The 13,454-nt window shown below is 27.8% G+C and carries 13 protein-coding genes; 2 read left to right on the forward strand and 11 right to left on the reverse strand.

The window, feature by feature from the left end:
• Positions 1 to 4: 4 nt before the first annotated feature.
• The 11 genes from EJJ37_RS14980 to EJJ37_RS15030 all read right to left on the reverse strand — a co-directional run bounded on the left by EJJ37_RS14980 (position 5) and on the right by EJJ37_RS15030 (position 12,264).
• Positions 5 to 931 (reverse strand): carbohydrate ABC transporter permease, encoded by a 927-nt coding sequence (locus tag EJJ37_RS14980; RefSeq protein WP_133016329.1) that lies wholly within the window; start codon positions 929 to 931, stop codon positions 5 to 7.
• Positions 932 to 1,013: 82 nt separating this feature from the next.
• Entirely contained in the window at positions 1,014 to 2,351 is a 1,338-nt protein-coding gene (locus tag EJJ37_RS14985) for an ABC transporter substrate-binding protein (RefSeq protein WP_133016330.1), read from the reverse strand.
• 54 nt (positions 2,352 to 2,405) lie between these two features.
• Positions 2,406 to 3,101 carry an N-acetylmannosamine-6-phosphate 2-epimerase gene (locus EJJ37_RS14990; RefSeq protein ID WP_133016331.1) on the reverse strand — a complete coding sequence of 232 codons (696 nt, stop codon included), beginning with the start codon at positions 3,099 to 3,101 and terminating at the stop codon, positions 2,406 to 2,408.
• Positions 3,102 to 3,305: 204 nt separating this feature from the next.
• A complete protein-coding gene (locus tag EJJ37_RS14995) occupies positions 3,306 to 4,040 on the reverse strand; it encodes a GntR family transcriptional regulator (protein ID WP_133016332.1) in 735 nt (244 codons plus the stop codon).
• Between the two features lie 166 nt (positions 4,041 to 4,206).
• Positions 4,207 to 5,238: an FUSC family protein gene (locus EJJ37_RS15000; RefSeq protein WP_133016333.1), complete on the reverse strand. Its 1,032-nt coding sequence runs from the start codon at positions 5,236 to 5,238 to the stop codon at positions 4,207 to 4,209.
• A gap of 286 nt (positions 5,239 to 5,524) precedes the next feature.
• A complete protein-coding gene (locus EJJ37_RS15005; protein WP_133016334.1) occupies positions 5,525 to 6,139 on the reverse strand; it encodes a sugar O-acetyltransferase in 615 nt (204 codons plus the stop codon).
• Positions 6,140 to 6,318: 179 nt separating this feature from the next.
• On the reverse strand, positions 6,319 to 7,596 hold the full coding sequence (locus tag EJJ37_RS15010) for an FAD-dependent oxidoreductase (RefSeq protein ID WP_133016335.1): 1,278 nt from the start codon (positions 7,594 to 7,596) through the stop codon (positions 6,319 to 6,321).
• Positions 7,593 to 8,585 (reverse strand): sulfide/dihydroorotate dehydrogenase-like FAD/NAD-binding protein, encoded by a 993-nt coding sequence (locus EJJ37_RS15015; protein WP_133016336.1) that lies wholly within the window; start codon positions 8,583 to 8,585, stop codon positions 7,593 to 7,595. The genes EJJ37_RS15010 and EJJ37_RS15015 overlap by 4 nt, the downstream gene beginning before the upstream one ends.
• Before the next feature lie 228 nt (positions 8,586 to 8,813).
• Positions 8,814 to 10,160: an APC family permease gene (locus EJJ37_RS15020; RefSeq protein WP_133016337.1), complete on the reverse strand. Its 1,347-nt coding sequence runs from the start codon at positions 10,158 to 10,160 to the stop codon at positions 8,814 to 8,816.
• 203 nt (positions 10,161 to 10,363) lie between these two features.
• Positions 10,364 to 10,969 carry an NUDIX hydrolase gene (locus tag EJJ37_RS15025; RefSeq protein ID WP_133016338.1) on the reverse strand — a complete coding sequence of 202 codons (606 nt, stop codon included), beginning with the start codon at positions 10,967 to 10,969 and terminating at the stop codon, positions 10,364 to 10,366.
• Between the two features lie 128 nt (positions 10,970 to 11,097).
• Positions 11,098 to 12,264 carry a D-alanyl-D-alanine carboxypeptidase family protein gene (locus tag EJJ37_RS15030; RefSeq protein ID WP_133016362.1) on the reverse strand — a complete coding sequence of 389 codons (1,167 nt, stop codon included), beginning with the start codon at positions 12,262 to 12,264 and terminating at the stop codon, positions 11,098 to 11,100.
• Positions 12,265 to 12,399: 135 nt separating this feature from the next.
• Between EJJ37_RS15030 and EJJ37_RS15035 the strand changes: the two genes are divergently transcribed.
• Both EJJ37_RS15035 and ytfJ read left to right on the forward strand, forming a co-directional pair.
• Positions 12,400 to 12,987, forward strand: coding sequence for a DUF2953 domain-containing protein (locus EJJ37_RS15035; RefSeq protein ID WP_133016339.1), 588 nt, complete (start codon positions 12,400 to 12,402; stop codon positions 12,985 to 12,987).
• A 22-nt stretch (positions 12,988 to 13,009) separates the two neighbouring features.
• Positions 13,010 to 13,426: a GerW family sporulation protein gene (gene ytfJ, locus EJJ37_RS15040; protein ID WP_133016340.1), complete on the forward strand. Its 417-nt coding sequence runs from the start codon at positions 13,010 to 13,012 to the stop codon at positions 13,424 to 13,426.
• Positions 13,427 to 13,454 lie beyond the last annotated feature (28 nt).

Raw genomic sequence — 13,454 nt, forward strand, 5'->3', positions numbered from 1 at the left:
TCTTTTAATAATCAACTTCTTCTCCAAAGAACTTGTATTGTACTATTGAAATTATCATTATTATTATTGCAAGAATAACTCCCATTGCTGAAGCTAAACCATATTTATTTAATGTAAATGCTCTTTCATATACTAAATACATAATAGTTGATGTAGAATATGCAGGACCACCTGAAGTTAAAAGTTGTATTATTGCAAATGTTTGGAATGAATTTATTGTTGAGATTATTACAATGTATAATGTAGTTGGCATTAAAAGAGGCCATGTAATTTTTCTAAACATCTGCCAAGATGTTGCTCCATCAATTTGAGCTGCTTCTAAATAAGATGTTGGAATATTTCCAAGTGATGCTACATATAAAATTATAGGTTGTCCTATTGATAAAGTTACTAAAACTACTATAATACATATCAATGCATACTTTGGATCTCCAAGCCATGTTTGTGGTTCAGCTCCAAAAAGACCAGTTATATAATTTAATATTCCATAATTAGGATGTAATATCCATCCCCAAACTACAGTTATACTAACTATTGATGAAACTGCTGGAAGATAGAATATCCCTCTAAATAATGATCTTAAAAAGGGATTTTTCTTATAGATTACTAATGATATAAACAATGACAAAACAATTACTACTGGTACTGTTCCAAGTACTATAACTAAGGTGTTTACTAATGATTTTATAAATATTTCATCAGATAATAAACTTTTATAATTACTTAGCCCTATAAAATCAAAGTTTCTAAGAGAGTAATCAAAGAAACTTATATATATACCTTTAATCATTGGGTAAATGACAAAATAGCCGAAAATAACTAAAATTGGCGCTAGAAATAAGTAAGCAGAAATCCATTCTTTTAACGCTAATTTATTAACTTTTTTACGCTTTTTTACTAAATTAGCCTCTATCTTCTGAGTATTTTGCATAATAAAACCTCCACTATTATTTATAAAAAATTAAATATAGTATGGAGTGATTTATCACTCCATACGTAATCCTATACATTCACTACTTATTTAAAGTTTCATTTGCCTTTTGAACAAAATCATCTAACCCATCTTTTGCAGTTGTATTTCCAAGTAAAACATTTTGAAGAGTTGGGAACCAATAAGTTCTCATTTCTGTAAAGCCTGGAACTGCATTATAATATGTGCCTATATATTTAATCATATTTTCGGCATACTTAAATTCTTCATTATCATATAAGTCTGTAACTGAATTTCTTACTGATAATCCTCCAGTAGCTATTAAATTAATTTTAAATGTATCTGGATCATTAGCTATAAAGTCAACTAATTTTTTAGCTGCATCAATCTTATCTGGATCATTATTATCAAATATAGCCATACCACCTATAAAAGCTTCTAATTTTGGTTCTACAGATGTACTTGGAGTTGGGAATGGAACTAACACCTCTTCAAAATCTCCAGCTTTCTTTGTAGAATTAGTTTTCATTAACACTGTTGAATAGATTATAGTTGATGCTGATTTTCCTTGTAGATACATATCCATAGCATCATTACTTGTTAAAGCTTCTGAACCTTTTGCTATATATCCTTCTTTAACTCCATTAACAACCCATTCAAGAGCCTTTACAGCCTCTGGACTATTTAGTGTATATTCTGTTAAATCATCTGATATTGTTTCTCCACCATATATATTAGATATTAAGGCTCTTGTAGCTTGGTCTCCACCACTTGATTTACTGAATAATGTCATAGGTGCAACATCTGGAATCTTCTCTTGTATTGCTTTTAAAAGAGCTGTCATATCATCAATTGTCCATAATCTATCTGGATTATCTAATGGAAGCATATCTGCAATACCAGCTTCTTCTAACATAGTTTTGTTAAATGACATCATAAAAGGTGCTGTATTTATAGGATACATATAGTAATTATCATCTAATTTGCAGGAATCTAAAATCGTTGAATTTACATCATCTTTAAAAGAATCTGTAAACATATCATCTAATGGTGCTAATACTCCACTTCTTGCATATTCAATAATTCTTCCTGGATAATCATAAATTAAATCTGGTGCAGAGTTAGATGCTATAGCTGTATTTATTTTTTGTGGTCCACTATTAAAGTCAATCATCTCTACATTTACTTTTATATTGGGATATTTTTTATTAAAGTCATCAATAATTTGTTGCTCAAATTTTCCAGGAGTATTGTCAATTGTGTCATAATTAGGATAATTCCACCATGTTATTTCAACTACTTTATCAGAGCCTTCTGATTTCTCATTTTTTGTTACTTCACTTTTTCCACATCCAACAAAAGCACTTGAAAATATTAATGTAGCAAGGCTTAAAGCCACTAAATTTTTAACTTTTCTCATTATTCTTCCCCCTATACTTATAAAATTTATTCTATTGTTTTATAAACGTTTTCATTAAATAGAACTTTTGATATATTCTACAAATTTTTTGGTAATTAATTGTGGTCTAGTTATAGCTCCCCCCACAACAATTGCCCAAGCTCCTGCTTCTAAACATTTCATAGCATTTTCAGGACTATCTATATTTCCTTCAGCAATAATAGGAATTTTTATAGACTCCCTTAAACTTTTAATTAATTCAATATCAGGTTTGGATCTATCTAATGTATAATCAGTATATCCACTAAGTGTTGTTGACACCATATCAAATCCTATTTTTTCAGCTTTTATTCCCTCTTCTAAATCAGATATATCAGCTAAAAGTAATCCATCATAGACTTCTCTTATTTCTTTAAAAAATTCTTCAAGTGATTTTCCATCTGGTCTTTCCCTTCTTGTAGCATCTACAGCAATTATCTCTGGTTTTATAGGTAAAAGCTCTTTTACTTCATTAATTGTAGGTGTTATATACACATTGCTTGTACCATAAACCCTCTTATAAATTGATATCATTGGTAAATTAACATTGTTTTTAATTTCTTTGCAATCTTCTGGTGAATTAGCTCTTATCCCTATTGCCCCACCCTCTAATGCAGCCTTAGCCATTCGCATCATTATATACGAACTATGTAAAGGCTCATCTTCAAGAGCTTGACAAGATACAATTAATCCTCCCTTAATTGCTTTTAGTACTTTCTCTGAATTATACACCTTATCCCTCCATCTTTTTAAAAATTAAATAAATACTTATTCGAAAACATTTTATATACATACTGTACCATATCTTCCAAATATTGTCTATACTTATTTATACTGTCTATACAATATTTATTTATTAAATTAAAAAATTATATTTAAAATAAAATTAAAGTGTATTTCTATTTATATATTTAGAATTACACTTTTACTTTTTTGTTAATCATTATTATTATTATTAAATAACACCATATTAAAGGTATATCTTTCAGAGTGATAAATTGTCTTAGTAAATTCAATAGGAGCTCCATCAATATTATACATAAGTCTTTCAGATACTAACCCTACACCTTTAGGCTTTCCTAATAACATTTCAGCCTGCTTTTTATTAAGAGGCATTGCCTTTAAACTTTGCTTCATATAATTAAAATGCATATTATACTCTTCTTTCATTATCTTATATAAGGAACAATGAACCATATTATACTTTATAAGATCTGGAAAAAACTTTTCAGGTAGATAACAATATTCTATTGCTATTGGTTCATTATCAGCTAGTCTAAGTCTATTTAAAAAATATATTTCTTCATTATCTTCTAATTCAAGTTTCTCTTTTATTTCATCAGTATTCTTAATTTTTTCAAATTTTATTAATATACTTCCTGGAGTAAAACCTCTTTTCATCATATCTTGACTAAAACTTTCAATATCAAGTTTTTTTTCTATTACTTCTTTTGATACAAAAGCTCCTTTTCCACGAATCTTATAAAGAACGCCCTTATTTACAAGATTAGATATAGCTTGTCTTATTGTCATTCTACTTACTCCATATAATTCAGTAAGTTCTCTTTCTGTTGGTAATGCCTCTCCTGGCAAATATTCTTTATTTTTAATTTTTTCCTTTATTGACTCTTCTAATTGAATATAAATCGGGACTGTTGAATTCTTATCCATAAATTAGAATACCTCCTATTTTTTAGCATTATATAATTATTATATATAACTATCTATAAATTATCTATACAATTAATTATTTATATATACAGTTTTTAAAATTTCTGTAAGTGGTACATTTTCAATACCTTATCCTAAACATAAAAATAGAGAGAAGCTTATACTCTTATATAAGCTTCTCTCTATATTCTAATTTTTTATTAAATACTAATTTATCAGCTAAAAGAGCTAATATAATTCCTACACATATATAACCCACTCTTTCTATAGCTGTTGTAATAGTTCCATTAGTTAATGAAACAGAAGCAACTACTGACATAGTTACACATATAATTTTATCTCTGTAGTTAGTTGTGTATGTATCTAAATAACCACCTAACAATACTATCAAACCTCTTATAGCACTATCTTTAATAACTGTAAATAATAACATTATTATAATTATTCCTATAACAGTTCCTTGTAAACGCTGTTTTGATCTTATTCTACAATGTTCCGAATATAATTCTGTTAATGAAAATATTGTATATACTATCCAACGTCCTTGAGCTAAATTAAAGTAATCTACTAGGAACACTGCTATAGTAGTAAGTAATGCTATTCTAATTGCATAAGCACCTCTTACATGATGAATATTAAATTTATTAAACAGCTTTACATATTCATTTTCTGTTTTATCTTCATTAAAGGAATTACTTTCATTATCTATAGTATTTTCTATCTTGCTATCTTCAACTTTATTATTCTTACTACCTTTATAAATTATAAGTTGAACTAACATTATTAAAAGAGCACCTGTTGCTAATCCTACTAATCTTTTTGTAAAATCACTACCAGTTACAGGAGTATATAACATGAATAAATATTGTAAACCAAATGGTACAACCATTACTTTATTTAATTTAGAAGTTAAAGAATAACCAATTAACAATAAAATACTAAAATTTAGAATTAAACCTAAATACATATTATGAGTTGCTATATTAGAAAAAACTCCAGAAATTAAATTAATAAAAAGTAACTTTATTAAATTACTAGATAAATTTTTAGTTAAATCCTCTTGCATTAATACTAATATAGATATTATTATAGTAACTCCAACTAGACTATTATTTGATCCAAATATAAATTTAAATCCATTAACAAACAATAAAATTACTAAAAATATTATAGTATTAGATATAATCTTCTTTTTCATAAAACGCCCTCCTTCTTTCTTTCGTTTTTCTAATTATTATTTAATAAATTTCTAAATATTTAATCTTAAACAACGAACAATATTATCATAAAAAAATAATAAAGGCAAATATAAAATTATTGTTAAAAATAATAAAAACCTATTGTCTTTTTTTGATTTTTCTTTACATTAATACTAATATCTCCAGGAATTCTTCCTACAATATACAAAAACCTCAAGGCCCCTATAATGGCTACTTGAGGTTTTAATTTATCTATTCTAAACTAAAATCTTTAATAAAAAACTTTTAATCTAAGAAATCATTTGAAATCATACGATTCTTGAAGTAATATTTTTTATCATGTTCATTAACTTCACGAAGTACTTTACATGGATTTCCTACAGCAACTACATTAGAAGGAATATCCTTTGTTACAATACTTCCTGCCCCAATTACAACATTATCACCGATTGTAATTCCTGGCAAAATAATTGCTCCAGCTCCAATCCAACAATTCTTCCCTATAGTAATAGACGCATTATATTGATAACCTTCTTTTCTAAGCTCTGGCAATATGGGATGTCCTGCTGTAGCTACAGTTACATTTGGTCCAAACATAGTATAATCTCCTACATAAATATGTGTATCATCTACTAATGTAAGATTAAAATTTGCATAAATATTCTTTCCAAAATGAACATGCTTACCACCAAAATTTGCATGAAATGGCGGTTCAATATAGCATCCTTCACCAATTTCAGCAAACATTTCTTTTAACATAGCTTTTCGCTTTTCTAATTCTGTAGGACGTGTCATATTAAAATCATATAATCGATCCAAATAACCTAATTGCTCTTTCATTAATTCTTCATTTCCTGGCAAATACAATTCTGTATTATGCATTTTTTCTTTTATATCCATTTTCTCTCTCCCTAATATGTTTCTTTAAAAAATTTCTTTTTTATACTATTAATTTAACATTGTTTTTTCTATAAAGCTATAACATAAAGATATATTTTTCTTTTAAACTAAAATAAAATCTAATTTTTTGCATAAAAAGAGACTTAGAATTACTCCTAAGCCTCTATTATCTTTATACTCTATACTAATTTTTGTTCAAATATATTATCTAAATTAACCTTCTTAATTCTATCATTAATTTCATCCTTATCAGTACTATAAAGACCTAACTCTTGCATTCTCTTAAAATAGCTAGCTCCAGCAAAAGTATATCTATCCTTTCTACCTTCCCTAGTTTCAACTTTTTCATTAGCAAAAGAAATTAAATCACCTATTGCTATTGATGATGGTAAAATTAATAATGGCATTCCCATCATTAACCTTACAGCATTATGACCTGCTAAGCTACCTGTACATATAGCTTCAGTATGACCAACAAATAATCCCGCTTTTTCACCTGCGCATAAAAGATTATCTACTCCAATAACTTTCATATCATTAGTCCTTGGTGCCACAGATAAATATCTTATAGAGTTTCCCTTACTTCCTGCATAAGGATCAACATACTTAGCATATTCAAGTCCTGGAACCTTTCTAAGCTTTTCAAGTGGATAATAAGTTGTCATAAGCTTAGCATGACCAGTATCAAGTAAAACTATATTCTCCGCAAATTCCTTAAGTGCATATTGTTGACATACCTTTGTGCTAAGTTTACCATAGTTTACATCTTCCTCAGGAACCTTTAAAACAACAACACCTGTTTTGTCTAATTGCTCTCTGATTTCATTAGATAAACTTTCCTTGGCAAGCTTACAAGATCCTGAAAATGCTCCAAGTGCATCTCCATTTCTTTCACCTTGAATATCTGAAACTCCACACCTTGCACTTATACTTAACCTTGGTCCAAAAGCAGGACAACGCAAGATACACATAGAACATCCGTTACCATATCTTAAACAATTACCCATAGGTCCTGTTGAACCAGTTGTCTCAATAAACACATCACCTTTAACGTAAGTGTCATCACTTAATAAAATTCCCCTTATTTTATTATTTTCAACATCAACATCTTTAACACGACTCTCTAAATGAAGGTGTATTCCTAATGATTTCAAATGATCTCTTACTACACCTTCAATAATATTAACATCATAAAGAGTTGCATGTTTATGACCAGGGAATTCTATATTAGCATGCCTTGCACATTTATCTGTTATTTCAATTAAGTCTCCTCCACCTAAAGCTATAAGTTCTTCTGATGCAGTATAACGTCCATTATTTCTCATTATACCGCCAACATTACCAAGCCCAAGTAAAAGGTCAGTCTTTTCATAGATATGGACATCTGCTCCAGCTTTCTTTGCTGTTATTGCAGCTGCACAGCCTGACCATCCTCCACCAACAACTACTACCTTCATATTAATCTCCTCCCCTCAAAAATACCTCTTGGACTAGCTTGTACTTTACAAAATCTCTTTACTCTATGCCCTGAGAATCTAGCTGTACAACTTCCACATACACCTTCTCCACAGCACATCTTAAAATTATTACAACATGATAAATCTATATCTTTTCTATCCAAAGAATCTAAAAAATCAATAACACTATAAGTTAATATATCTGCTCCAGCTATATGGATTAAAGATATATTATTATATTTAACAATAGATTTTATAGCAACCTTTCCCTCAGGTGATAACTCTCCTTTTTCTATTAAATTCATCTCCTGAGGTACTATATTTAATTTATCTAACCACTCCGAAACATATATTTCCTTAAAGGGTTGCTTATCTAATATAAGTGTTACTGTATTACCATTTTCGACCAATCTCTCAATTACCGGCATCATAGGGGCCATACCAATACCTCTGGCAATAACTAAAGCCTCATTATTTTTTTGTTTTCTTATGTTTTTTAATCCAAATACTCCGTTCCAATAAGGTCCTCTTATTGTTATATTTCCTCCAGACTCAATATTTAATAATTGCTTAGTCTTAATTCCTCTTATTTCTATCATGATAGAAATTATATCTTTTTCAATATCTGACTCTAAAATTGAAATAGGAACATCAAAATATACATTTTCTTCGCTTCTGATAAAAATGAAGCTACCAGGTCTTGCTAAATCTATTACAAGCTTATGTGGCGCTTCAAATTTAATTAATAATACATCATCTGGATATAATATCTTTTCACATACTCTACAAGTATACATTTTTCTTTGCTCTTTTGCCTTGTTTCCATTATCATGAAGTTCTTGATATATACATACTCCCTTCCAATTTAAACAATCGCAAAAATGACTTCCTTGCAATTGTGAACATAAAATACATTCACCACTCTCAGCTAAATGACATGGGCAAAATTCTGTCCCTGCATCTATACAATCAATTGTCTCCTTAAACATTTAGACTCCTAAAGTAATACTATACACTATATAGATTATTTCAAAAATTTCTTTTTGTTACTATAAGTCGTCTAATATATAAAATATTCTACTATTTTTTAATCAATAAATTTATTATATATTTAATAAACAATTATTCAGCTATTGAATATAATATATACATATAAAAAGTCACAACATATATAAAATAGTTTCCTATCTTATATATGTTGTGACTAAAATATATTTTTAATCTTCAGCTAATTTTCCGCTAACTACTCTTTCTTTGCTTTTCCAGAATAATATCGCTGATATTATTACTAATAAACAGAATCCTGCATATACCCAGAATAACTGATTACCCATACTACCAAATAAAATTATTAATGATCCTATTATAGCTAATATTGGATTTATTTTAGAATTCCAAATTCCTTTTATTTCACCATTTCTACCTAGTTGGAATACCTTAACGTATAAAATAATATATAAAGTATAACTCATTGTAATTGATATTTCTGATATATCTGAATTTGGAAGAATTCCAAATTTAGTTGTTATATAATGAACACCAAACCATACTAAAGATACTAAAAATGCAACTAAAGCAGAATTTACAGGCATTAATACTTTTTCATTTACTTTAGAAACAACCTCTGAATTAGGGAACATATTTCTTTTTGCTAAAGAATGTGGTAATCTTATCATTCCTAAAGTTAATCCATTAATTGTTCCCATTATAGATATTATTACAAACACTAATACTATTTTAGCTCCCCATGGCCCTAATAAACTATTAGCTGCTAAATCAACATGGGCATCACCAAGAGCCATAATTGTTTCTGGTCCTATGTAAATACTTATTCCAACAAAATATAATACATACATAGCTAAAATAAATATTGGTGCTATTATTAAAGCTTTTGGTAAATTTCTTTTTGAATCTTTTATTTCATGTCCTATAGATGTAGCAACTACCCATCCATCAAATGAAAAGGCAATTGGTGCTATAGCTGAAATCCATCCAACTGATTTCATTGATGTTACATGACTTAATGAAATGTTACTTACATCACCAAAAATTAACCCTGCAATTGCAATTAAAACTAATGGTACTAATTTTATGATAGTAGAAGCATTTTGAAATAATCCACCTAACTTTGCAGATAAGGTATTTATTATAAATAAGAATGCCATAATAGCAAATCCTATTAACATTTGTATCTCTAAGGTACCTTCTACCCCAAATAACATACATATATATATTCCTGCTACCCAAGAAACAACTGCTATTAAAGTAGGAAAATATAAAAATGTTTGGAACCATCCAAATGCACATGCTAATGATTTATTATAATTTTCTTCAGCATATGCTATTACTCCTCCTGATTGTGAGCTTCTAGATGCAAGTTGTGATATTGTTAAACTTCCAAATATTATTGCAATAGCCGCTATGCAAAATACTAATACTCCTAAAGCAATACTTCCCCCAGTAGCGACTAATATATTATCGCTTTTAAAGAATATCCCAGATCCTATAACTATACCAACTATCATAGTTATGGCTGTAAACAATCCATATTCGTTTTTCTTCATGTTTTTCCCCCCATTGTTCTTTCATAACTTTTCTTAAGAATAAATTTTTCACCTTTTATTTTCTATGAAAATAAAGGCGAATTCTTCTATTATTTTCTAGGTTTCTATAAATATATCATGAATTCGTTATTTAGTAAATATTGCATTGTATTTTTTTTATTTTGTTAATTTTATTTTAACATTTTTAACAAATTATTGAAATATTACTTAAAAATCTCCTCTCCCATTTGAACAAAACTTTGTAAGGCCATAAAGAATTTTATATCACATCTTTCACCACTATTTAGTATTTTTATAGCATCTTCTTTAGATAATAACATTGTTTCTATATCCTCATCTTCTTCTAAATTTTCGTCAGATATTTTCCCAGAACATGTACAATAAACTAAAGAAACTGATTCATCTGTCATTCCTGGTGATAAATATAATTTTTGTCCCATTTTATTTTCTATAACTTCTTCTAAATCTAATCCTGTTTCTTCCTTTAACTCTCTTTTTACTGTTGATATAATATCATCATTATTATCTATTAAACCCGCTGGTAATTCATAAACATAATTGTTTAAAGGAATTCTAAATTGTCTTATTGCAACTAATTTCTTTTCTTCCTTATGATAAGCTAATATAACAACTGCATCAACTTTATCCTCCTTCCCATTAAAGAATTGATCCTCTAATACTTCTTTACTTTTTCTAGTAGCAATAGTCCAAGTCTTTTTATTTCCACCTTTATTAATATAATTAGCATTATAAAGACTTAAAAATTTAGTTTGTGCTAATGCCTCTATATTTTGTACTTTATTTTTCATTTTAACATTCTCCTCCACTTTATCCTATAGCTATATTTTTTATATAATATTATTTAAAACTACTTTATCATTATAACTTATATATTTATATTTTATAATATAAATTTATACAATAAAAGAAAAAAGCACTAATAATTAGTGCTTCCTTTATTAACTATTTCTTCAAACTCATTTTCTGTTATGTCCTTATCACAAATCAATGCCTTTTTTAATAACTCTTCTCCCTGATTATTTAAGGCTACTTTTCCAATTATATCTCCAGAATTTTTATTTATTGTGTTGAAAACTTCTACTTCTATAGCGCCTTCACCTTTAAATCCATATTCAAAATCACAATCTTCAATAACACTTCCTAAGCTAATAAATTCTGATGATTTTGTAATATCCTTTATATTGTCATTCTTAAAACAATAGTTATCTGCAACATATTTATATATCTTTTCTGTAACATTCCATCTATCACTACAATTTAAGACAACTATAATTATATTTCTTCCTTCATGTTTCACTGAAGATACTAAGCATTTTCCTGCTTGACCTGTATATCCTGTTTTAACTCCATTTGCTTCTGGAATTTTGTATAAAATCTTGTTTATATTATTATAATCTCTTGTAAAATTTGAAGTATCTCTAGTTATGCTTTTTGTTCCACAAATTTGACAAAACAAATCACTTTCCATAGCTTTTGTAGTTAAAAGAGCTAAATCATATGCACATGTATAATGTTTAGGACTATCTAATCCATGAGGACTTTCAAAGTGTGAATTTATTAATCCTAAGCTAATAGCATAATCATTCATTATCTTAGAAAAACCTTCAATACTTCCTCCTATATCTTCAGCAATTGCTATAGCTGCATCATTACCTGATTTATACATCAATCCGTATAGCAACTCTCTTAATCTTATTTTTTCTCCTGCTACATATCCTACTTTTGACCCTCTAATAGATGCTGCATTTTTACTTATAGTAACTTCTCTATCTAAGTCTCCATGAGTTATTGCAACTAAAGCTGTAAGGATTTTTGTTGTGCTGGCCATTGGTACTATTTCGTCAGCATTTTGTTCAAATAAAACTTGCTTTGTTTTGCTATCTAACGCTATTGCGTTTCTTGCTGAGACTCTAATACTATTTAGTATATTGTTCATATCTACATCATCTATTTCATCATCTTCAAGTATCGCTATTTCATTATCATCTTCATCGTCAAAACATTGAGCATATACACAATTATTTAATAATTGAGAAATTATTAAAAATAAACTCAAAGTTATTCCTATAATTTTAAATTTCATCATTAGTATCACTCCTATTTTCTCCTTACACATGTAGTATTTTCATTTATAAAAATTTTAAACCTAAATAATAAATTTTTATGATTTATATTTTATTTTTGTGGCAATACTATAAAAAGCTAGGGGAGGTTAATTATGCTTTTTTTTATAATTATTGTTGTTTTAATATTAATTCTATTTATACCTATCCCTTTAAAGTTTAAGCTTCATTATTCTAAAGATAGGTATTACGTAAAATTTTATAATATTAATATAATATCTAATGATGGTGGTATACTAAAAAAAATTTTAGATAAAAAAGAAAAAAGAGAGAAAACTATAAAAGAACCAAAAACAAATAATTCGAAACCTAAAGATAATATAGATGTTGATTCTAAGGAAAAAAAATTAAATTTAAAACAACTTATAAAAACTCTTTATGTTGATCTAAAAAGAAATAAATTCAAACCATCAATAAAGTTTTCTACTGATACTATTTACTCTCTAGGAGATGCAAGCAGAACTGCTATATGTTTGGGTTTATTTTATAATATTAACCCAATTTTACTTTATATTTTTTCTATATTATTTAAAGTCAAATTATTAAAGAATGATTTTAAGCCAATATTTAAAGATGAAATACTATTTGAGTTTACAATAAGTAGTATAATTACCTTTAATTTAGCTCAAATTATTTATATATTCTTTATTATTTATAAATCTATTCGTAAAAATAGGAGGTGACTCCCTAAATATAGGGATTATTATGACTGATAAACATGAATTAGAAAACTTAATGAGAAGCACTATGGAAAACTTACGTGATATGATAGATGTTAATACTGTAATTGGAGATGTTGTAGAAACTAGCGATGGTACTTCAATCGTTCCAATTTCTAAAGTTTCTTTTGGTTTTGCATCTGGAGGAAGTGAGTTTGGTAATCATACTTCATTAAGAAGAGAAGATGAAAAATATCCTTTTGGTGGTGGATCTGGTGCTGGAGTTAGTGTTAAACCAATTGCTTTTTTAATTGTTAAGGATGGAATGGTAAGATTACAACCTGTTGATTATGATAACAGTGTTGATAGACTAGTTGATTCTATCCCACAAGTTCTTGAGATGGTAAAGGGATTCTTTACTGATAAAAAAGTCGATAACATCGATAATAACGATATATTATAAAAAAATATAGCTACTGAAAATTATTCAG

The organism is Clostridium cuniculi (assembly GCF_004353185.1).
Lineage (GTDB): Bacteria > Bacillota > Clostridia > Clostridiales > Clostridiaceae > Clostridium > Clostridium cuniculi.